This window comes from Siccirubricoccus phaeus (assembly GCF_008360935.1).
Taxonomy (GTDB): Bacteria; Pseudomonadota; Alphaproteobacteria; order Acetobacterales; family Acetobacteraceae; genus Siccirubricoccus; species Siccirubricoccus phaeus.
In genome coordinates, this window is the sequence record NZ_SRXO01000032.1 from 24,941 (window position 1) to 46,629 (window position 21,689).

The window sequence follows — 21,689 nt, forward strand, 5'->3', positions numbered from 1 at the left end:
CGGCAGCGCGCCGACGCCGGGCCGGACCAGCCCAGGCCGCGCTAGGGCCAGGGCGGCGCCCCGCCCGCCAGGAATTCGCAAGGGAGACACGGATGCCCGACACCACCCGCCGCGCCACGCTGGCCGCGCTGCTCGCCGCCCCGTCGCTCGCCCGCGCCCAGGGGGCCAATACCCAGGGCGGCGACTGGCCAAGCCAGCCGATCCGCTACATCAACCCCTACCCGCCGGGCGGCTCCACCGACATCCTCTCCCGCCTGTTCTGCGCCCGGCTGACGGAGCTCACCGGCCAGCAATTCGTCGTCGAGAACCGCTCCGGCTCGGGCGGCGATGTCGGGCTGGACGCCGTGGCGAAGTCGCGGCCGGACGGCACCACCATCGGCCTCGGCGGCATCGCCTCCCAGGCCATCTCGCCCACCCTGAAGCCCAGCCTGCCCTTCCATCCGGAGCGGGACTTCACCTTCATCTCCGGCATCTGGCAGCTCCCCAACCTGCTGGTGGTGAACAACGACTCGCCGGCGCGGACGGTGCCGGAGCTGATCGCCATGATGCGGGAGGCGCCGGGCCGCTTCTCCTACGGCTCCGCCGGGCCGGGCACCACGCTGCATCTTTCCGGCGCCATGTTCGGGCAGATGACCGGGGCCGAGATTGTCCACGTGCCCTATCGCGGCGAGGCGCCCGGCCTCATCGACCTGATGGCCGGGCGGATCCAGATGATGCTGGCGAATTTCTCCTCCGCCATCGGCCATGTGCGGGAGGGCAAGCTGCGGGGGCTGGCGGTGACGAGCGCGGAGCGCAGCCCGGCGGCGCCGGACCTGCCGGCCATCGCGGAATTCGTCCCGGGCTTCGACATCGTCTCCTGGACCTGCCTCTGCGCCCCGGCGGGGATTCCGCCGGCGATGCTGGCGCGGATGAGCGACTGGTCGCGGCAGGCGCTGGCGACCGACAGCCTGCAGCGCGCCTATCTCGACCTCGGCGCCCGCGCCTGGTGGACGACGCCGGAGGCGATCAAGGAGCACCGCCGGGCGCAGGAGGCGAAATGGCGGCCGATCATCCTGGCTTCCGGCGCGCGGCAGGAGTGAGCCAGGGGCGCTGCCCCTGGACCTCGGCAGGGGCGAGGACCTGGCCCCGGACCCGGTCTGAGTTTCGGGCCCGTGCATGGCGGGCAGCGGGGCGTCGCGCCGCCAGTGGCCATGCCGGCGACGCTCGACCCGTCGCCGCAAGGCGCTGGCGGCGCACCTTCCGGCTCGGCGCCGAGACCCTGGCGAACGGCACCAACCCGCCCCCGTGCTGCCGGGCGTGCGCCGATCGCGCCGGGCGACCGTCGCATGCTGCCGCACGCAGCCGGTGGGCCGCCGGGTGGCGGTGAAGGGGCTGGGCGGCGGCCGCAGCGCCGGTGGCGGCAAGTGGGACGATGTTCCGTTCCGGCGTCCTGCCCGCGAAGCTCGCCGGATCTCCTGCGAATTGCGCGGGCAAGCAGGCTAGAGCGGTTTCACCTCGCCTGCGCTCGGCGAACCCGCTCCAGCCCCTTGTTCGGTCGCATTTTCCGAGTCGTCCGACGATTCCGCCGGACTTGAAAAATGCTCCAGGGCCTCTGCCCCTGGCGTGAGACGCCGGCTATTCCGGCGCCGGCGAGGCCACCGGCTTTCCCTTCTCCACCACGAAGCTGCCGAAGATGCGCGTCTTCGCCGCGCCGTTGCGCGCCGCATGCGGCACCCCGGCCTGGACCAGGAAGCTGTCGCCGGCCTTGATCAGCCGCGGCGGCTGGCCGGCCACCAGCAGCTCCGATTCGCCCTCGATGACGTAGCTGCCCTCATGCCCCGGATGGGTGTGGCGGGCCACCATCGCGTTGGGCTCGATCTCCACGAGCATCTGCATGTTCACGTAATTGGTGCCCGGCACGTCCTCCTGCCGCAGCAGGGTGCGGGTGATGCCGCCGGCGGGCTGCGCCGCCACCTGGCTCGCAGTCAGGCCCAGCACGCCGCAGATGGCGCAGGATGCGAAGACCCTTCGGGTCAGCATGGCGGTTCCCCCCTTCGTTGCAGCTCAGGCTAGGCCGGCCCCCCGCGCCGCCGCAAGCATTGACCCGGGCGCCGCCACGGATAGCCTGCCGCCAAGGGGAACGCCGTCGCCGCCGCGGGGAGCAAGCGCATGCAGGTGAACGGGGAACGGCTCTGGGCCGATCTGATGAGTCTGGGCCAGATCGGCGCGGGCCAGGCTGGCGGGCATGACCGCCAGGCGCTGTGCGATGCCGATGGCGATGCCAGGCGGCTTTTCATGCATTGGTGCCGGCAGGCCGGGCTGAGCCTGACGGTGGACGCCATGGGCAACATCTTCGCCCGGCGGGAGGGCACGGACCCCTCCCTGCCGCCGGTCCTGGCCGGCAGCCACCTGGATACCCAGGCGACAGGCGGCCGCTTCGACGGCCCGCTCGGCGTGCTCGGCGCGCTGGAGGCGGTGCGGACGCTGAACGACGCCGGCATCGCCACGCGCCGCGCCATCGAGGTGGTGAACTGGACCAATGAGGAGGGCTGCCGCTTCTTCCCCGGCCTCATGGGCTCTGCGGTCTTCACCGGCGCGCTGGCGCTGGAGCAGGCGCATGCCGCCACCGACCGCGCCGGCCGCCGCTTCGGCGAGGAGCTGCGGCGCATCGGCTTCCTCGGCGAGGCGCCGATGGGCGGCCGCCCCGTGGACACCTATCTCGAACTGCATATCGAGCAGGGGCCGCTGCTGGAACGCGTCGGGGTGACGATCGGCGCCGTCACCCAGAGCTGCTGGTCCGCCATGCTGGACGTGGCGGTGACCGGGCAGAATTCGCACATCCAATCCACCCCCATGCCGCAGCGGCGCAATGCCCTCTACGGCGCCGCGCTGCTGATCGCGGCGGTGGAGCGCTGCGGCTACGCCCATGCGCCGGACGGCACGGCCAGCACCGTCGTCATCGATGCCTGGCCGAACAACCGCATCGTGCTGCCGCATCTCGTGACGCTGTCCTTCGGCCTGGTCTGCGAGACGGAGGCGACCCGCACCGCCATGCTGGCGGAGATCGACGCCGCCATGGCGCGGATCGGCGCCGAGACCGGCCTCGGCTTCGAGACCAGGCTGCGCCGGCTGCGCGACCCCTTCCATTTCGACGCAGCGCTGGTGGCCGCGACGGAGCAGGCGGCGCAGGCGCTGGGCCATTCCGTCATGCGCATGCGGACGCGGCCGGGGCATGACGCCTTCAACATGAGCACGGTCTGCCCGACCGAGCTGATCTTCGTCCCCTGCCGCGACGGCCTCTCCCACAACGAGGCCGAGTGGTGCGAGCCGGTGCACTGCGCCGCCGGGGCCTCCGTGCTGGCGGCGGTGATGCTGGAGCGGGCGAACCGGTAGCCAGGGGCGGCGCACGGTGCGATGGTGAGGCAGGGCCGGTAGAGCCCGGGAGGAAGTTTGATGCCAGTCGCGGACCATGCGGCACCCTGGGCCGCGGGCGGGGTGGACTCGTCCTACGCCTGGGCCCGGCTGGGCCTGGCAGTCCTGCTCAATACGCTGGGTGGCGTCGGGCTGTGGTCCATCGTCGTGGCGCTGCCGGCGGTGCAGGCGGAATTCGGCACGGCGCGGGCGGCGGCCGCCTTGCCCTACACGCTCACCACCATCGGCTTCGCCGCGGGCGGGGTGCTGATGGGCAGGCTGGCGGACCGCTTCGGCGTGATGTGGCCGGTGCTGGGGGGCAGCCTGTCCCTTGGCCTCGGCTATCTGCTGGCGGCGCAGGCGGGGGACATCACTAGCTTCGCGCTGATCCATGGGGTGTTCATCGGGCTGTTCGGCGCCTGTGCCATGTTCGGGCCGCTGGTCGCCGATACCTCGCTGTGGTTCCGGCAGCGGCGGGGGCTGGCGGTCGCCATCTGTGCCTGCGGCAATTACTTCGCCGGCACGGTCTGGCCGCCCCTGCTGCAATGGGGGATCGCGGAGCTGGGCTGGCGGCGGACGCATGAGCTGGTGGGGCTGGTCTGCCTCGCCGTGCTGCTGCCGCTGGCGCTGCTGCTGCGTCGCCGCGCGCCGCGGCAGGAGACGGTGGCGCGGGCGGGCGGCAGCGGCGGCACGGCGCTGGGGCTTTCCCCGGGGGTGCTGCAAGGGGTGATCGTGGCGGCGGGCATTGCCTGCTGCGTCGCGATGGCCATGCCGCAGGTGCATATCGTCGCCTATTGCGTCGATCTCGGCTATGGCGCGGCGCGGGGGGCGGAGATGCTCTCGCTGATGCTGGCGACAGGCGTTGTCAGCCGGCTGGTCTTCGGCCTGGTGATGGACCGGATCGGGGCATTGCCCACGCTGGTGCTCGCCTCCCTGCTGCAGGCGGTGGCGCTGGCGCTGTTCCTGCCCTTCGACGAGCTGGTGCCGCTCTATGTGATCTCCGGCCTGTTCGGCCTGTTCCAGGGCGGGATCGTGCCCTGCTATGCGGTGATCGTGCGGGAGAATTTCCCGGCTTCCGAGGTGGGAGTGCGGGTGTCGCTGGCGCTCTCCGCCACGCTGGTCGGCATGGCGCTGGGCGGCTGGATGTCGGGCTTCGTCTTCGACATGACGGGCAGCTACCGGATGGCGGTGGTGAATGGGCTGCTCTGGAATGGCGCGCATCTGCTGCTGGCCGGGTGGCTGCTGTGGCGGGGCAGGGCGCGGCGCGTGGCGTTTGCCTGACGGCGCCGCGCGCTGGGCCCGGCCCGGCGGCCTGTCATGGGGCGGCCTGTCATGGCGGGGGCGCCGGGCGGCCAGCGCGCCTGCTGGCTGCCGACCGGGCCTGTGACGCCAGCCGCCGCCGCCATGCCATTGTCGCCAAGGGCGCCACGCCGCCCCGCCCATTCCCAGTCAGCCGAGCGGGTCGAGGACGGCGCCGGAACGTATGGTGATGTCCGCCAGCAGCGTGGTGCCCTCGGCGGTGCCGTCGGTGACCCAGAGCCAGGGCTCAGAGGTGTCAGTGCCATTATAGGCATTGAACAGCACGCGCCCATCGGCAAGGACGATCAACTGCGTCGGGTAGCCGCTGCCAGGGCCCGGGTTGATATCCGCGACCATATGGGTCCCTGCGGCGGTGCCGTCGCTGACCCAGAGCTCGGCGCCATGGACGCCGTCATCGGCCGTGAACAGGGCCCTCCCCTCGCTGAACATGACGATGCTGCGCGGGCTGCTCCAGCCGCTGCCTGAATGGATGTCCGCGACCATGTGGGTGCCTGCGGCGGTACCGTCGCTGACCCAGAGCTCGGAGCCGTAGACACTGTCATCGGCCAGGAACAATGCCCGGCCATCGCCCAGGGCGACGAAGTCGCGCGGCCACCTACTCTGGTCGATATTCGGGTCGATGTCCGCGATCATGGAAGTGCCCGCCGCGGAGCCGTCGCTGACCCATAGCCCGATGGTGCTGTTGGTGCCGCTGGCCAGGAACAATGCCCGGCCATCGCCCAGGGCGACGAAGTCGCGCGGGCTGCTCCAGCTGCTACCCGGGTTGACGTCTGCGACCATGTAAGTGCCCGCAGCGGTGCCGTCGCTGACCCAGAGCTCAGAGCCGTGGAGACCGTCATTGGCCGCGAACAGGGCCCGCCCGTCGCCGAGCGCGACGATGCCGGGGGCGGCGGAATATTGCCCGAAGTCGCCGCTGCTACCCCGGCCGGGGTAAATGTCCTTCACCAGCCCGGTACCGGCGGCTGTGCCGTCGCTGACCCAAAGTTCGCGCCCATGAGTGCCATCGTCGACCGCGAACAGCGCCCGGTCATCGTCCAGGGCGAGGAATGCGAGCCGAGGCAGGGTGCCGGGGAGCTTATCGAAGGTCTTCACCAGGTAGGTGCCATCGGTCGTGCCGTCGGTCGCCCAGAGGCCGAGGGCCACGGTGCCGCTGGAGTAGGTGGCGCCGTACAGCGCGTGTCCATCGCCGAGGGCAACGAGACCAGAAACAAGGCCGGAGCCGGTGCCGAGGTTGGTGTCCTTCACCAGCCGGGTCCCGTCGCTGGTGCCGTCCGTCACCCAAAGACCGGAGGAGGGCGCGAACAACACGCGCCCGTCGCCGAGGGAGGTAAGCCCAGCGCCGCCGGAATCGCTATCGTAGTCCGCCGGATTGATGTCAGTCAGCGCCCAGGTGCCCTCGGCGGTGCCGTCGCTGACCCATAGCTGGGGGATGTTGATGAAGGGCGAGGCGCTGAGGATGGCACGGGCGCCGGTCGGGTCCCGCAGGTCGATCGTATGGTCGGCGAAGCGCAGCCGTTCGACGTTGACCAGCGTATCGGTGCCCTCTTCGCCATCCGTGGGGTCGAGGTCGCGCACCGTCACCCGGCCGTCCTCGGCGCGGATGATCTCGAAATCGGCGGCCTGGCCAGCGTAGACGGCGGTGTCGCCGCCACGTCCGCCATCGAGCCAATCGTCGCCTGCGCCGCCCTCGAGCACGTCCGTGCCGTCCAGCAACCCGTCGCCCGCGCCGCCCAGCAGCGTATCGGCCCCCGCCCCACCGGTCAGGGTGTCGGCGGCGCGGCCTCCGATAAGCTCGTCGTCGCCCTCGCCGCCGATGAGCACATCCCTCCCGCTGTCGCCGATCAGGAGGTCGTCGCCCTCGCCGCCGTCGAGCTGGTCCGAGAGGGTTGAATGTGCATTGCCCGCGCCGGCCAGCAGGGTGTCCGCGCCGGCCCCGCCGGACAGGGTATCCATGTCCTGGCCGCCGGTGATCTGGTCGTCGCCCTCGCCGCCCTCGACCTTGGCCCGAATTAGGCCAGTGACGATGAAGTTGTCGGCGCCGTCGCCGAGGTCGGCATAGGCCCGGGCGAAGGCGCCATCGTAGTCGCGGAGCAGCTTGACGCCGCCGGTCGAGGCAAAGGTCGCGTCGCCCGCCGCCACGGCGGCGGCAACGTCGAGGGGCGCGAGGCGGACCGTATCGTCGCCCGCGCCGGTAGCGATACGGAACGTGTTTGACCAGGTCCGTTCGTTGGTGGCGATCTGAATGTCGACCAGGTCGGCGCCGGCGCCGGTGACGACGTTGCCGCGCTTGGCACCGACCAGCTCGAGCGTGGAGCCCGCTTCGGAGCCGAGCCCGACGATGACGTCCACATGCACGAAGCCGAGGAAGGCGAGGCGCGCCGCTTCCTCAGCGGTGACGGAGACGTTCTTCACGCTGTTCCAGGCACCGACCACGTCGAGGACGGTGCGGCTCTCCGGCGTGCCGAAGCCGCTGGTGGTGGCGGTCACCAGGCCGCCGAAGAGCGTCTCGGTCCCATCGCCGGCGGGCGTGAAGGGCTGGGAGGACAGCGCATTCGGGTCCGGTGCGGCCAGACCGCCGGTATTGGGCAGCAGGTCGAGGTCGGTGCCGGGCAGGTAGGTCTGGAGTTTGTGGGCCCGGTGGCCAAAGGTGATGCGAAGGGGCATGTCAATCTGCGCTCCCGAGCCATTGCGCGAAACGGACCATTGCGGGACGAGGCGATCCAGTGGCTGAGGATGCAGGCTTTCAGCCCACAACTCCAGCTTGAACGGCAACGGCCAATTCACAACCACGCCCAGATTGCCGGGGCGTGCGGCCGTCAGGGGCGTCGTTCTCGATGCTGCATAGGAATGACTCTCATTCCTCGTTGTGCAGGCGGGCTGTCGCTAAGGCCTAGACCGCCATCACCATGTAATTCACGCCCACATCCCGGCTGACGCGCCATTTGCCGCCCGGCAGGTCCATGCTCAGCCCGGCGATCTCCGTCACCCGCAGCCCCGCCGCCCGCAGCGCCGCGCCCAGCTCCGCCGGGCGCAGGAACATGCGCCAGTCATGCGTCCCCACCGGCAGCAGCCGCAGCAGGTATTCGGCGCCGAGCTTCGCCATCAGGAAGCTGCGCGGCGTGCGGTTCAGCGTGGAGAGGAACACCGGCGCCCCCGGCTTGGCCAGCGCCCGCAGCGCTGCGCAGAAGGCGGCGCGGTCCGCCACATGCTCGATCACCTCCAGCGCCAGCACGGCGTCGAAGCGCCGGCCTTCCGCTGCCAGCGCCTCCGGCAGCCCCTCCCGGTAGTCGATCGCCAAGCCCCCGCCGGCGGCATGCGCCCGCGCCGCCTCCAGCGCCGCCCCCGCCGCATCCAGCCCGGTGACATCGGCGCCAGCCCGGGCCAGGGCCTCGCTGGCCAGCCCGGCGCCGCAGCCCACATCCAGTACGGAGAGCCCTGCCAGCGGCCGTGCCGCTGCGGGGGCCCGCCCGTGCAGCCGGGCCAGATGGCCGATCACCCAGCCCATCCGGGCCGGGTTCATCGCATGCAGCGGCGCCATCGGCCCTTTCGGGTCCCACCAGCGCCCAGCCAGGCGGTCGAATTTGGCGATTTCCGTGCCGTCCGCGCTGCCGCCCATCCCCCCCTGGCCGTCCCGCATGGCCCGCATACCCTCCTGCCTCACGCCGGGTTGTTGCAGCCCGGTTGCCGCCCCGGTATCTGTGCCGGCCGCCGCGCCGGCGCAACCGCCTGGCGCACCGCCTTCTCCTTCCCCGGTTTCCAAGAAGCGCCCGCCCCATGGCCCGTATCGTGATGAAGTTCGGCGGCACCTCCGTCGCCGATCTCGACCGTATCCGCAACGTCGCCGCCCGCGTGAAACGCGAGATCGAGGCGGGGAACGAGGTGGCCGTGGTCGTTTCCGCCATGGCCGGCGTCACCAACCAGCTCGTCAAATGGTGCCAGGAGCTGTCGCCCCTGCATGACGCCAGGGAATACGATGTGGTGGTGGCCACGGGGGAACAGGTGACCATCGGCCTGCTCGCGATCGCGCTGCAGACCATCGGCGTCGATGCCCGCTCCTGGCAGGGCTGGCAGGTGCCCATCGTGACGGATGGCGCGCATGGCAAGGCGCGCGTCGAAAGCATCGATGGCAGCCTGCTGGTGGAGCGCATGCAGCAGGGCCAGGTGCCGGTCATCGCCGGCTTCCAGGGGGTGGAGACGCAGCGCAATCGCATCACCACCCTCGGCCGCGGCGGCTCGGACCTCTCGGCCGTCGCCATCGCTGCGGCGGTGAAGGCGGATCGCTGCGACATCTATACGGATGTGGATGGCATCTACACGACGGACCCCCGCATCGTGCCGCGCGCCCGCAAGCTGGACCGCATCAGCTATGAGGAAATGCTGGAACTCGCCTCGGTCGGTGCCAAGGTGTTGCAGACCCGCTCCGTCGAGCTCGCGATGAAGCAGCGGGTGCGGGTGCAGGTGCTCTCCAGCTTCGAGGACAAGCCAGGCTCCCTGGTGGTGGATGAGGACGAGATCGTGGAACAGCCCATCGTGAGCGGCATCGCCTATTCGCGGGACGATGCGAAACTGACGCTGCGGCGGGTGCCGGACCGGCCGGGCATCGCCGCCGGCGTCTTCGGCGCCATGGCCAAGGCCAATGTGAATGTGGACATGATCGTCCAGAATCTGGGCGCCGACGGCACCACGGACATGACCTTCACCGTCGGCAAGGCTGATCTGCCCCGCGCCCAGGCGGCGCTGGCCGAGGCGAAGGGCGAGCTGGGCTATGAGTCCGTGCTGGCCGACCCGGAGGTGGCGAAGATCAGCGTCGTCGGCGTCGGCATGCGCAGCCATGCCGGCGTCGCCAACACCATGTTCCGCGCCCTCGCGGAAAAGGGCATCAACATCCAGGTCATCTCCACCAGCGAGATCAAGGTAAGCGTGCTGGTTGCCGCCGAGTACACCGAGCTCGCGGTGCGCGCGCTGCACACCGCCTATGGGCTGGACGGGCCGGCGAGCTGATGGACGCGCTGACCCCGCCCGCCGCCGCCGAGGCGGCGCTTGAGAAGCTGATGGCGCGTGGCGCCGCCTTCCTGGGCAGCCGGATCGCCATCATGGGCGGGGCGATGAGCTGGGTGAGCGAGCGCCACCTGGTCGCCGCCCTCTCCAATGCCGGGGCCTTCGGCACCATCGCCTGCGGCGCGATGGAGCCGCCGCGCCTGGCGGAGGAGATCGCCGGCACCCAGGCGCTGACGCAGAAGCCCTTCGGCGTCAACCTCATCACCATGCATCCGCGGCTGGAGCAACTCGTCGAGACCTGCCTGGCGGCCCGGGTCAGCCATATCGTCTTCGCCGGCGGCATCCCGCCCACCGCCGCCATCCGCAAGGCGAAGGAGGGCGGGGCCAAGGTGGTCTGCTTCGCCCCGGCGCTGGCGCTGGCGAAGAAGCTGGTGCGCAGCGGCGCCGATGCGCTGGTCATCGAGGGCTCCGAGGCCGGCGGCCATATCGGCCCGGTCAGCCTGAACGTGCTGGCGCAGGAGATCCTGCCGGAAATGGCGGCCCAGGTGCCGGTCTTCGTCGCCGGCGGGCTGGGGCGGGGGGAGGCGATTCTCTCCTACCTCGAAATGGGCGCGGCCGGCGCCCAGCTTGGCACCCGCTTCGTTTGTGCTACAGAATGCATTGCGCATCCCAAATTCAAGCAGGCCTTCATTCGTGGCGCGGCGCGGGATGCGCTGCCCACCGTCCAGCTCGATGCCCGCTTCCCGGTCATCCCCGTGCGCGCCCTGCAGAATGAGGGGACGAAGCGCTTCCTGGAGCACCAGGCGGCGGTGCTGGCGCGCTTCGTGGCCGGGGAGCTGGACAAGGACGCCGCGCAGCTTGAGATTGAACATTTCTGGGCCGGTGCGCTGCGCCGCGCGGTGATCGAAGGCGAGGTCGAGCAGGGCAGCCTGATGGCCGGCCAAAGCGTCGGCATGGTGACGAAGGAGCAGCCGGTGACCGAGATCCTGGCCGAGCTGATGGCGCAGGCCCGGGCTGCGCTGGCGGCGCGACAGCCCGGCTGAGACGGGAGCGGGTGGCGTGCGGCATGTCCATGGCATGATATTCACGCCCCGGCGCGGAAATCGGTTTGCTGGCCCTGGCGCCGGGGAGTACATCGCCGCGGCGTGCCCGATGACATGAAACGCTTCGCCCGACCTGAACCCTCCGCCGGAGAAGCCGCGCGGCTCGGTGAGGAATTGCGCGATGCGCGCATGGCGCTCGGGCTTTCGGTCGATGATCTGGCGGCCGCGCTGCGCATCCGCCGGGTCTATCTGGCGGCGCTGGAGGAGGGGCGGGTGCGGGACCTGCCGGCCCCGGCCTATGCGGTGGGCTTCGTCCGCTCCTATGCCCGTGCCCTGGGCCTCGATGCCGACGACATGGTGCGCCGCTTCCGCGACAGTATCGGGCCGGTGGTGCCGCGGAAGACCGATCTGGTGTTTCCGGAGCCGGTGCCTGACCGGGGCGTGCCGGCCGGGGCGGTGATGCTGGTGGGCGCCGTGCTGGCGGTCGGCGCCTATGCCGCCTGGTACAATTGGTCGGCGACGGGCGGGCGGGCGGTGGATGCGGTGCCGCCCCTCCCGCCCCGGATCGAACAGGCGGCGCGCCAAGCGGCGCCGGAACCCTCGGCGCCCGCGCCCCTGCCTGCGCTGCCGCTGCCCGCCGCGCCCCAGGGCACCGTGCCGGCCGCGCCCCAGGCGGCCTCCCCTCTCCCCCCCGCGCTTCCGCCGGGTGCTGCGCCGGCCCGGCCGCCGGGCGCCGGCCCAGTGGCCACCCTGCCGGGCCCGGCCCCCGGCGTCGCCCCGCCCAGCCCGATGCCGGCAGCGCCTGCTGCCCAGCCCACGGTTCAGGCGCCCGTCCCGCCGGCCGCCCCCCGGCCGGAGGAAGGCCGGGTGGTGCTGCGCGCCAAGGCGGATAGCTGGCTGCAGGTGCGGGACCGCCAGACCGGCAACGTCCTCCTCAACCGCGTGCTGCGGCCCGGCGAGAGCTACGCCGTGCCGAACCGGGACGGGCTGCTGCTGACCACCGGCAACGCCTTCGGCCTGGACATCCTGGTGGACGGCCAGACCATTCCCGGGCTGGGCGGCGGCCCGGCGGTGCGGCGGGACGTGCCGCTAGAACCGGACCGGCTGCGTGCCTTCCTCAGCGCCGGGGCAGCAACGGCCGCGCCTCGGCCGGCGCAGTGAGGATGGGGGCTCCGCCCCCATGCCCCCGGCAGAGGGCTCTGCCCTCTGCACTTCCGCCGGGGCCAGGACCTAGCCCCGGACCCCGGTCTGCGTTTGCCGGTTCAACCTGCCGACTCACACCGGGGTCCGGGGGGTGGTCCACCCCCCGGCGGGGTCCAGGGGCAGCGCCCCTGGTGGGGCCCCGGGGGCGAAGCCCCTGCCCGCGGCGCTTGGGCTCCCCGCCCCGCGCTGCCATATTGCCCGCGACGCCATGGGACATGCCGCATGAGCTACCGCCCCTATCAGCAGATCCTCCGCCGCAAGTCGCGCCAGATCATGGTCGGCAAGGTGCCGGTCGGCGGCGACGCGCCGATTACCGTCCAGACCATGACCAACACGCCCACCGAGGATGCCGCGGCGACCATCGCCCAGATCCGCCGGGCGGAGCTGGCCGGCGTCGATATCGTCCGCGTTTCCTGTCCGACGCCGGAGAGCACCGCGGCGCTGCATGAGATCGTGCGCGAGGTGAATGTCCCGATCGTCGCCGACATCCATTTCCACTACCGCCGCGCCATCGAGGCGGCGAAGGCCGGCGCCGCCTGCCTGCGCATCAATCCGGGCAATATCGGCAGCGCCGATCGGGTGAAGGAGGTGGTGAAGGCCGCCCGCGACCATGGCTGCTCCATGCGCATCGGCGTGAATGCCGGCAGCCTGGAGAAGCATCTGCTGGAGAAATACGGCGAGCCGAACCCGGAGGCGCTGGTGGAAAGCGCCCTGTGGCACGCCGACCACCTGCTGCAGAACGACTTCCACGAATTCAAGATCAGCGTGAAGGCCAGCGACGTGTTCCTGGCCGTTGCCGCCTATCAGCAGCTCGCCGAGGTGTGCGACCATCCGCTGCATATCGGCATCACCGAGGCGGGCGGGCGGCGGACCGGCACGGTGAAATCCGCGATCGGCCTCGGCAACCTGCTCTGGTCCGGCATCGGCGATACGCTGCGCGTCTCGCTGAGCGCGGAGCCGGAGGAGGAGGTGCATGTCGGCTGGGAGATCCTGAAATCCCTCGGCCTGCGGCACCGGGGGGTGAAGATCATCTCCTGCCCCTCCTGCGCCCGGCAGGGCTTCGACGTCATCAAGACGGTGGCGACGCTGGAGGAGCGGCTGGCGCATATCGAGACACCGCTGACGCTGTCCATCATCGGCTGCGTGGTGAACGGCCCGGGCGAGGCGTTGATGACTGATATCGGCCTGACCGGCGGCGGCGCCGGGCGGCACATGGTCTATGCCGCCGGCAAGACCGACCACACCATCGACGAGGCGGCGATGGTGGACCATCTGGTGGAGCTGGTGGAGAAGAAGGCGGCGCTGATCCAGGCCGAGGAGGCCGCCAAGAAGGCGGCGGAGGCGCCGAAGCAGGCGGCGGAGTGAACGGCCTCGGCATCGCCGCGCTGCTGGTCGGAAGGCTGCGGCCGCCAGGGCCACCGGGCGGCCCGCCAGCCGGGCTGTTGCTGCGGCTGGGGCTGATGTGTGCGCTGCAACTGGCGCTGTTCCTGGCGGTGAGCTGGATGGCGCGGTAGTGTCCTGCCCGCTCCGTTCGCTGATTTCCAGCGAACGGAGCGGGCAAGCAGGCCACTGAAAACAAGAGCTGGTGCCCGAGATCGAAGTCCGCAGGACTTCGGAATAGGGACACCAGCCTGAAATCGGCCTGGGTGCCCGCCGCGGGTAAGCCCAGGCCATGAATCGCCGGCTCAGCTCAGGAGTGTCCGGATCCGTGCTGGTCGGGGCCGGTACGGGCCCAGCCGTTGCATCCGCTAGGCACCGCCTTAGGTAATACCAAGGAGCTTGCGGGTATTACCGCCATGGGCATGCCCGTCACCATCAAGGGTCAGGTCACTATCCAGAAGCCCATCCGCGACCGGCTGGAGATCACGCCGGGCGAGAGCGCTGTGGAATTCGAGCTCCAGCCCGACGGCCAGGTGGTGCTGCGGCGGGCCGAGCCCGATCCGCCCATCGCCGACCGTTTCGTACCCTTCCTGGGCAAGCCGCCTGCCGGCTGGAACGGCATGACGACGGAAGAGGTCATGCGCCTCACCCGCGGAGAGGACTGGGGTGACGCTGGTTGACACCAGCCTGCTGATCGATCTGTTCGAGGGTCATCCGCGCTGGGCGTCCTGGTCGGCCGAGGCACTGTCCCGGGCCGCGGCGACGGGTCCCTTGCTCGTCAACGATGTGGTGTTCGCGGAGCTTTCGGTCGGTTTTGCGCTGTGCGAGGCCTGCGAGGCGTTCCTGGCTTGGGATCGAGCATGCGCAGATGCCCCGGCCTGCCCTTTTCCTCGCCGGCCGGGCCTTCCGGGAGTACCGCCGCCGGGGCGGCAGCCGCACCGGCGTGCTGCCGGATTTCTTCATCGGCGCCCACGCGGCCGTCGCCGGCCTGCCCCTCCTGACCCGCGCCCCGCGCCGCTACCGCGCCTATTTCCCGGACCTCGCCCTGATCGCCCCCTGAGGACCGGCCCCGGCCCTTGCCGGGCGCCCATCCGCCGGAGTAACGCCACCCCATGGCCCAAGCCCCGCTCCAGCCCGCCCGCGGCACCCATGACCTGATCGGCGAGGAATATCGCCGCCACCTCCACGTCATCGAGACGGCACGGCGGGTGGCGACCCTCTACGGCTTCGAGGAATGGGCCACCCCGATCTTCGAGGACACCCGCGTCTTCGCCCGTGGCCTGGGCGACACCTCGGACGTCGTCTCCAAGGAGATGTATTCCTTCGAGGATCGCGGCGGGGAGAGCATCACCCTGCGGCCGGAGAACACCGCCGGCGTCTGCCGGGCGCTGGTCTCCAACGGCCTGACGCAAGCCAACCTGCCCCGCAAGGTCTTCTATGCCGGGCCGATGTTCCGCTACGAGCGGCCGCAGAAGGGCCGCTACCGGCAATTCCACCAGATCGGCATCGAGGTGCTGGGCGCCGCCGAGCCGCTGGCGGATGCCGAGGTGATCGCCTGCGGCTGGCACATCCAGCAGGAACTCGGCATCGACGAGGGCACGGTGCTGGAGATCAACACCCTGGGCGACGCCGCCAGCCGGGACGCCTACCGCGCCGCGCTGATCGCCTATTTCACCGCCCACAAGGACCAGCTTTCCGAGGACAGCCAGGCGCGGCTGGAGAAGAACCCGCTGCGGATCGTGGACAGCAAGGACCCCCGCGACAAGGCGCTGGTCGCCGAGGCGCCCACGATCCACGACCACCTGACGCCGGAGGCGGCGGAATTCTACGCCGCGGTCAAATCCTACCTGACCATCTTCGGCGTGCCCTTCCGGGAGAATCCGCGGATCGTCCGGGGGCTCGACTACTACAGCCACACCGCCTTCGAATTCGTCACGGACCGGCTCGGCGCCCAGGGCACGGTCATGGGCGGCGGCCGCTACAACGGCCTCGTCGAGGAGATGGGCGGCCCGCCCACCCCTTCGGTCGGCTGGGCGGCCGGCGTCGAACGCCTCTCCCTGCTGCTGGAGGCGGCCGAGCTGACGCCGGAGGCGCCACGCCCCGTCGCCATCATCCCGGCCGGCGGCGATACCTCGGAAGCCGCGGCGCTTTCCGTGCTGCAGGCGTTGCGAGAGCGGGGGGTGGTCGCGGAGATCGCCTACAAGGGCAACATGAAGCGGCGGATGGAACGCGCCAACCGCGTCAAGGCCGGCGCCGCCGTCATCCTGGGCGAGGCGGAGATCGCCGCCGGCACCGCCACAATCCGCAACCTCGATGCCGGGACGCAGGAGACGGTGCCGCTGGAGGAGCTCATCCGCGCCCTGGCCGAGACCGGCACCAGCGAAAGCGCCATGCAGGCGCTGATGGCGGAGATGCTGGAGGCCGAGGAGGATGAGGGAGACGAGGAGAGGTGAGCCTCGTCGAGAAGCTCGACCGGGTGCTGACCCGGGCGGAGGAGCTGAAGCATCTTCTGGCGACGGCGGAGGGCGGGCAGTTCGGTGCGCTCTCGAAGGAGCTGTCGGAGCTGGAGCCGCTGGTCGAGAAGGTGGAGGCGCTGCGCGCCGCGGAACGCGCCCGGGACGAGGCCGAGGCGATGCTGGCCGACCCGGAGCTGCGCGAGCTGGCCGAGGCCGAATACCTGGCGCAGAAGGAGGCGGTGCCGGCGCTGGAGCGTGAGGTGCGCCTCATGCTGCTGCCGAAGGACAGCGCCGATGAGCGCAGCGCCATCCTGGAAATCCGCCCCGCCGCCGGCGGCGACGAGGCCGCACTCTTCGCCGCCGAGCTGTTCCGCGCCTATCAGCGCTATGCCGAAAGCCGCCGCTGGCGCTTCGAGGTGCTGGACTATGACGAGAGCGACCTCGGCGGGGTGAAGGGCGCCGTCGCCGAGATCGCCGGCAAGGGCGTCTTCGCCCGGCTGAAATACGAAAGCGGCGTGCACCGCGTGCAGCGCGTGCCGGCGACGGAAACCCAGGGCCGGATCCACACCTCCACCATCACCGTCGCGGTGCTGCCGGAGGCGGAGGAGGTGGATGTGCAGATCAACGAGAGCGATCTGCGCATCGACACCTACCGCGCCAGCGGCGCCGGCGGCCAGCATGTGAACAAGACGGACAGCGCCGTCCGCATCACCCACCTGCCGACCGGCGTGGTGGTGGCGATGCAGGAGGAGAAGAGCCAGCACAAGAACCGCGCCAAGGCGATGAAGGTGCTGCGCGCCAGGCTGTTCGAGGCGGAGCGTGGCCGTCTGCACGGCGCTCGCGCGGCGGACCGCAAGAGCCAGGTCGGCACCGGCGACCGCAGCGAGCGCATCCGCACCTATAATTTCCCGCAGGGGCGGGTGACCGATCACCGCATCGGCCTGACCCTGCACAAGATCGACCGCGTGATGCTGGGCGAATTCGACGAGATCATCGACGCCCTGACCGCGGAGGACGAGGCGGCCCGCCTGGCGGCCGAGGGCGAGTGAGCGACCGGCAGCCCGCCTGCGCTGACCCGGAAGGCACCATCGGCTTCTTCCTCTGCCGCGCCGGCCAGCATCTCCGCGCCGCCGCCATCGAAGCGCCGCGGCTGGAGGCCCGCCTGCTCCTCGCCCATGCCATGGACTGCCGGCAGGAGGACCTGCTGCGGGACCCGCGCGCCGTGGTGCCGCCCGCGGCCGCCTCCCGATTCGCCGACATGCTCCGCCGCCGCCTGGACCACGCGCCGATCGCGCATCTGCTCGGCGTGCAGGAATTCTGGTCGCTGCCCTTCCGGGTCTCCCCCGCCACCCTCATCCCCCGCGCCGATTCGGAGGCGCTGATCGAGGCGGCGCTGGCCGCCTTCCCGGACCGCGGCCGGGTGCGGCGCGTGCTGGATCTCGGCACCGGCACGGGCTGCCTGCTGCTGGCGGCGCTGACGGAATTCCCCGAGGCCACCGGACTCGGCATCGACCGCGTGCCCGCGGCGGCCGCGCTGGCGCGGGAGAATGCCCGGGCGCTCGGCCTTGGCCACCGCGCCGCCTTCCTCGCCGGCGACTGGGCGGCGCCCATCCAGGCCCGTTTCGACCTCATCCTCTCCAACCCGCCCTACATCGAATCGGGCGACATCCCCCGGCTGATGCCGGAGGTGGCGGCGCATGAACCGGCTTCCGCCCTGGATGGCGGGGCGGATGGCCTCGGCGCCTACCGGGCCCTGGTGGCGGCGCTGCCCCGCCTCCTCGCCCCGGGCGGGGAGGCGGTGCTGGAACTCGGCGCCGGCCAGCGCCCGGCGGTGGAGGCGCTGGCCCGCACCGCCGGCCTTGCATCGCGAGGCTGCCATCCCGATCTGGGCGGCATCGAACGTGCCCTCCGCCTCGGGTGACCGCCTGCCGGAAAAAACCGTTTGGCGTGCTGCGGCGCAGCTTGTAGGGTGCGTTCGGCCCTCGCGGGGCGGTCGGGCACGGCCCGCCGCCGGGACGCAAGGGCCTCGCCCATGGCCGGAACAGCTTGCCGCGGCAGAGCGCGGGGCACCGATGGCCCAGGGCCTTGGATGACATTGATCGCCACTGCCGGACTACGCCGGAACCCTCCGGCCTGTCCGGGGCGGCTAGCTGCGAGACGGCAGACAGAACAGCGATGAACATGAAACGCATGCGCGGCCGCAACCACCGGCATGGTGGCGGCGGGGGGGGTGGCGGCGGCGGCCAGTTCCGGAATGCCGGGGGCGGCGGCGGCGGCCATCAGCCGATGAACCGCAACCATGTCTTCGACTCCAACGGGCCGGACATGCGGCTGCGGGGCACGGCGCAGCAACTCTTCGAGAAATACCTCCAGCTCGGCCGCGATGCGACCGGCTCCGGCGACCGGGTGATGGCGGAGGGGTATTTCCAGCATGCGGAGCACTATTTCCGCATCCTCAACGCCATGAACCAGGCGCAGCAGCAGCGGGAAGGCGGGCAGGGCCAGCATCGCCGCTACCAGCCGGGCCCGGACCAGGCCGGCGAGGGCGGGGAGGCCGGCGACCAGCCCGAGCTGAACGGCCATGTGAACGGCCATGCGATGGAGGCGGAGGCCGAGGCCGATGCCCTGCAGCCGGAGCCGCGCGAGCCGGCGTGATTTTCTCCGCGAGGTCGCTATGCGCCCCCGCGGGCCCTGCTTCCCCATCAAGCCGCCGGCTCCATCGGGACCTTGGACGAGCCGCTTTCTTCCCGGGCCGCGTACAGCCCGCCGCGGCAGGATGACGGGCATCGCTTCCGATGCCCGCCCATGGCCCGGCATTTGTGCCGCCATCCATTTGACATCCTCGGGTCCCAGGCGCAGGCTTTCCCCGTTCCAAGGGGGGCCCCGCCAGGGGCTGAGAGTGGGCTGTGGCGCCCTGACCCTGCGAACCTGATCCGGGTCATGCCGGCGTAGGGAACGGAACCTTTGGGTGCGCCGCGGCGTGCCCCCCGCGCAGGTCACGTCACCCGGATCTCCGAATCGAAGGAGGTCCAGGAATGCCCGACACCATTACGCCCAATGGCACCCCCGATCTGCCGCAGGTGACGACCGGCCCGCTGCCGGCCTCGGCCAAGGTTCATGTGCCTGGCACGCTGCACCCGGAGATCCGCGTGGCGATGCGGGAGATCACGGTCGGTGGGGGCGAGGCGCCGCTGCGCGTCTATGACGCGTCCGGCCCCTATACCGACCCGGCGCAGCGCACCGATATCCGCCAGGGCCTGAAGCCGCTGCGCGCCGCCTGGATCGCCGCCCGCGGCGATGTGGAAGCCTATGCCGGCCGCGATCCGAAGCCGGAGGACAATGGGCTGAAGCCCGGCGAGGCGAGCCGCGTGCCGGTCTTCGACCGCGCCACCCGCCGCCCGCTGCGGGCGAAGCCGGGCGCGGCGCCCACCCAACTCGCCTATGCCCGCGCCGGCATCGTCACGCCGGAGATGGAATACGTCGCGATCCGGGAGAATCTCGGCCGCGAGCGTGCGCGTGAGGCGGCGGCGCGGGACGGCGAGAGCTTCGGCGCCGCCATCCCGGACTACGTCACGCCGGAATTCGTCCGCGACGAGGTGGCGCGCGGCCGCGCCATCATCCCCGCCAGCATCAACCACCCGGAATCCGAGCCGATGGCGATCGGCCGGAATTTCCTGGTGAAGATCAACGCCAATATCGGCAACAGCGCGGTCTGGTCCTCGGTGGGCGAGGAGGTGGACAAGCTGGTCTGGGCCATCCGCTGGGGTGCCGACACGGCGATGGATCTCAGCACCGGCCGCAACATCCACACCACGCGGGAATGGATCATCCGCAACTCCCCGGTGCCGATCGGCACGGTGCCGATCTACCAGGCGCTGGAGAAGGTGGGCGGCAAGGCGGAGGAGCTGACCTGGGAGATCTTCCGCGACACGCTGATCGAGCAGGCGGAGCAGGGGGTGGACTATTTCACCATCCATGCGGGGGTGCGGCTGCCCTACATTCCGCTGACCGCGAAGCGCGTCACCGGCATCGTCTCCCGCGGCGGTTCCATCATGGCAAAGTGGTGCCTGGCGCATCACCGCGAGAGCTTCCTCTACGAACGCTTCGCCGAGATCTGCGAGATCATGCGGGCCTATGACGTCTCCTTCTCGCTGGGCGACGGCCTCAGGCCGGGCAGCATCGCGGACGCCAACGACGCCGCGCAATTCGCCGAGCTGGAGACGCTGGGCGAGCTGACGCAGATCGCCTGGAAGCAGGATTGCCAGGTGATGATCGAAGGCCCCGGCCATGTGCCGATGCACAAGATCAAGGAGAACATGGACAAGCAGCTCCGCGAATGCGGGGAGGCACCCTTCTACACTCTCGGCCCGCTCACCACGGACATCGCCCCGGGCTATGACCACATCACCAGCGGCATCGGGGCGGCGATGATCGGTTGGTTCGGCACGGCGATGCTCTGCTACGTCACGCCGAAGGAGCATCTCGGCCTGCCGGACCGGGACGATGTGAAGACCGGCGTCATCACCTACAAGATCGCGGCGCATGCCGCCGACCTGGCGAAGGGCCATCCGGCGGCGAAATTGCGCGACGACGCGCTGAGCCGGGCGCGCTTCGAATTCCGCTGGCGCGACCAGTTCAACCTGAGCCTGGACCCGGAGACGGCGGAGAAATTCCACGACCAGACCCTGCCGGCCGAGGGCGCCAAGCTGGCGCATTTCTGCTCCATGTGCGGGCCGAAATTCTGCTCCATGAAGATCAGCCAGGACATCCGCAACGCGGCGCAGGCGGAGATGGCGAAGCAGAGCGAGCGCTTCCTGGCCAATGGCGGGGAGATCTACGCGGCGCCGCAGCCGGCCGCCGAGTAGGCCCCCACCCCGCCCTCCCCGCAAGCGGGGGGAGGGAGAGTGCGCCCCCTCCCCCGCTTGCGGGGGAGGGCCGGGGTGGGGGGTTTTCCCGCCTCCCCACCCCCCTACCGCAACAGCTCCCCGTCCAGCGGCTCCAGCGCATCCCCCACCGCGATGCGGCCGCCCTCGATCACCTCGGCATAGACCCCCAGATCCGCATGGCCGAAATGCTGCCGCAGCCATTGCGGCGGCTTGGCGTCCCGCTCGGCGGTGTCCGGATTCACTTCCGTCGCCGGGCAGCGGATGATGCGCTTGAACACCCGCAGCCGCGCGGCGCCGAGCTGGATCTCCTGCCCCACCCAGTCGAACTCCGCCCAGGGCGCGCCGCCCGAGACATAGACATTGGCCCGGAAGCGCAGCGGATCCAGCTTCATCCCCACCGCCTTCTCCAGCGCCGCCAGGCTGGCCAGGCCGATGATGGAGACGCATTTCGTCGCCACATCGGTGAAGTGGTGCCCGGGCGATTCGACGAAGCGCGGCACCCCTCGCGCCTCCTCCCCCAGGAAGGCGGTGAGGAAGGCGGCGATCTCGGCGCGCCCCGCCTCGCTCCGCGTATCTCCCAGCAGCGGCGGGCCCTCCGGCGGGCGGATGGCCAGCACCCCGGTCTTCGGGTCGAAGGCGGAATGCAGCATCGCCAGCCTGGCATTCGCCATCAGGCAGCCGAAATGCCGCTTCTGCAGCCAGGCGGGGGCGGCGGGGTCGAAGGGCGCGTCGCCCTGGGCCAGGGCGAAGCGGCGATCATGCGGCAGGCACTGGCCTTCCGCCAGCATCACCTCCTCCAGCGCCTCCGCCGTCAGGCCCTTCACCGGGTAGCGATAGATCTGCTCGACGCGCATCGGAACATTTTCCTTTCCCGGCCCTTGACCCAGCCCAAGGCGGAATACCACATCCGGGACGAACTTGGTCCCTGCCGCTGCCTATGAAGGGGTGGTGGGAACCGGTCGCCAACAAGTTGGCGGGGCGGAGGGCCTCGGGCGCGGCGGCGCCGGCGGTCC

Annotated in this window: 19 protein-coding genes and 1 riboswitch; of the genes, 15 read left to right on the top strand and 4 right to left on the bottom strand. The window is 71.0% G+C overall.

The features are described from left to right. Positions 1–92 precede the first annotated feature (92 nt). Positions 93–1,079, top strand: a complete 987-nt coding sequence (locus E5N76_RS27515) for a Bug family tripartite tricarboxylate transporter substrate binding protein (RefSeq protein WP_149541183.1) — start codon at positions 93–95, stop codon at positions 1,077–1,079. 535 nt (positions 1,080–1,614) lie between these two features. Here the strand turns inward: E5N76_RS27515 and E5N76_RS27520 are convergent. Next, the gene (locus E5N76_RS27520; RefSeq protein ID WP_149541184.1) at positions 1,615–2,019 is read right to left on the bottom strand and encodes a cupin domain-containing protein; all 405 of its coding nucleotides are present in this window, start codon (positions 2,017–2,019) and stop codon (positions 1,615–1,617) included. 129 nt (positions 2,020–2,148) lie between these two features. Between E5N76_RS27520 and E5N76_RS27525 the strand changes: the two genes are divergently transcribed. Then, on the top strand, positions 2,149–3,372 hold the full coding sequence (locus tag E5N76_RS27525) for an allantoate amidohydrolase (protein WP_149541185.1): 1,224 nt from the start codon (positions 2,149–2,151) through the stop codon (positions 3,370–3,372). Between the two features lie 60 nt (positions 3,373–3,432). Then, positions 3,433–4,671 (top strand): MFS transporter, encoded by a 1,239-nt coding sequence (locus E5N76_RS27530; protein ID WP_149541186.1) that lies wholly within the window; start codon positions 3,433–3,435, stop codon positions 4,669–4,671. A 168-nt stretch (positions 4,672–4,839) separates the two neighbouring features. Here E5N76_RS27530 and E5N76_RS31205 read toward each other — a convergent pair whose 3' ends face one another. Then, entirely contained in the window at positions 4,840–7,482 is a 2,643-nt protein-coding gene (locus E5N76_RS31205; RefSeq protein ID WP_149541187.1) for an ELWxxDGT repeat protein, read from the bottom strand. Positions 7,483–7,600: 118 nt separating this feature from the next. Next, complete coding sequence (gene ubiG / locus E5N76_RS27540; RefSeq protein ID WP_235907925.1) at positions 7,601–8,347, bottom strand: bifunctional 2-polyprenyl-6-hydroxyphenol methylase/3-demethylubiquinol 3-O-methyltransferase UbiG; 747 nt, start codon at positions 8,345–8,347, stop codon at positions 7,601–7,603. A gap of 137 nt (positions 8,348–8,484) precedes the next feature. Here ubiG and E5N76_RS27545 point away from each other — a divergent pair, with 137 nt between their 5' ends. The 12 genes from E5N76_RS27545 to thiC all read left to right on the top strand — a co-directional run bounded on the left by E5N76_RS27545 (position 8,485) and on the right by thiC (position 20,655). Then, entirely contained in the window at positions 8,485–9,711 is a 1,227-nt protein-coding gene (locus E5N76_RS27545) for an aspartate kinase (protein ID WP_149541188.1), read from the top strand. After that, on the top strand, positions 9,711–10,751 hold the full coding sequence (locus E5N76_RS27550; protein WP_149541189.1) for an NAD(P)H-dependent flavin oxidoreductase: 1,041 nt from the start codon (positions 9,711–9,713) through the stop codon (positions 10,749–10,751). The genes E5N76_RS27545 and E5N76_RS27550 overlap by 1 nt, the downstream gene beginning before the upstream one ends. Before the next feature lie 102 nt (positions 10,752–10,853). Then, a complete protein-coding gene (locus E5N76_RS31210) occupies positions 10,854–11,912 on the top strand; it encodes a helix-turn-helix domain-containing protein (protein ID WP_149541190.1) in 1,059 nt (352 codons plus the stop codon). Positions 11,913–12,176: 264 nt separating this feature from the next. Further along, the gene (gene ispG / locus E5N76_RS27560; protein WP_149541191.1) at positions 12,177–13,319 is read left to right on the top strand and encodes a flavodoxin-dependent (E)-4-hydroxy-3-methylbut-2-enyl-diphosphate synthase; all 1,143 of its coding nucleotides are present in this window, start codon (positions 12,177–12,179) and stop codon (positions 13,317–13,319) included. After that, the gene (locus E5N76_RS29910; RefSeq protein WP_187830446.1) at positions 13,316–13,468 is read left to right on the top strand and encodes a hypothetical protein; all 153 of its coding nucleotides are present in this window, start codon (positions 13,316–13,318) and stop codon (positions 13,466–13,468) included. Before ispG ends, E5N76_RS29910 begins: the two co-directional genes overlap by 4 nt. A gap of 282 nt (positions 13,469–13,750) precedes the next feature. Beyond that, complete coding sequence (locus E5N76_RS27565; RefSeq protein ID WP_149541192.1) at positions 13,751–14,014, top strand: AbrB/MazE/SpoVT family DNA-binding domain-containing protein; 264 nt, start codon at positions 13,751–13,753, stop codon at positions 14,012–14,014. 188 nt (positions 14,015–14,202) lie between these two features. Beyond that, positions 14,203–14,394 carry a type II toxin-antitoxin system VapC family toxin gene (locus E5N76_RS31610; protein ID WP_207792133.1) on the top strand — a complete coding sequence of 64 codons (192 nt, stop codon included), beginning with the start codon at positions 14,203–14,205 and terminating at the stop codon, positions 14,392–14,394. Between the two features lie 52 nt (positions 14,395–14,446). Then, a complete protein-coding gene (gene hisS / locus E5N76_RS27575) occupies positions 14,447–15,787 on the top strand; it encodes a histidine--tRNA ligase (protein ID WP_149541193.1) in 1,341 nt (446 codons plus the stop codon). Beyond that, entirely contained in the window at positions 15,784–16,839 is a 1,056-nt protein-coding gene (gene prfA, locus E5N76_RS27580) for a peptide chain release factor 1 (protein WP_149541194.1), read from the top strand. Before hisS ends, prfA begins: the two co-directional genes overlap by 4 nt. Next, on the top strand, positions 16,836–17,711 hold the full coding sequence (gene prmC / locus E5N76_RS27585) for a peptide chain release factor N(5)-glutamine methyltransferase (protein WP_187830447.1): 876 nt from the start codon (positions 16,836–16,838) through the stop codon (positions 17,709–17,711). The genes prfA and prmC overlap by 4 nt, the downstream gene beginning before the upstream one ends. 254 nt (positions 17,712–17,965) lie before the next feature. Next, positions 17,966–18,445, top strand: a complete 480-nt coding sequence (locus tag E5N76_RS27590) for a DUF4167 domain-containing protein (protein ID WP_235907927.1) — start codon at positions 17,966–17,968, stop codon at positions 18,443–18,445. Between the two features lie 209 nt (positions 18,446–18,654). Further along, a riboswitch (TPP riboswitch) is annotated at positions 18,655–18,763 on the top strand. A 62-nt stretch (positions 18,764–18,825) separates the two neighbouring features. Beyond that, complete coding sequence (gene thiC, locus E5N76_RS27595; protein ID WP_149541195.1) at positions 18,826–20,655, top strand: phosphomethylpyrimidine synthase ThiC; 1,830 nt, start codon at positions 18,826–18,828, stop codon at positions 20,653–20,655. A gap of 104 nt (positions 20,656–20,759) precedes the next feature. On the opposite strand, the gene E5N76_RS27600 is transcribed toward thiC, so the two are convergent. Next, the gene (locus tag E5N76_RS27600) at positions 20,760–21,530 is read right to left on the bottom strand and encodes an MOSC domain-containing protein (protein ID WP_149541196.1); all 771 of its coding nucleotides are present in this window, start codon (positions 21,528–21,530) and stop codon (positions 20,760–20,762) included. Positions 21,531–21,689 lie beyond the last annotated feature (159 nt).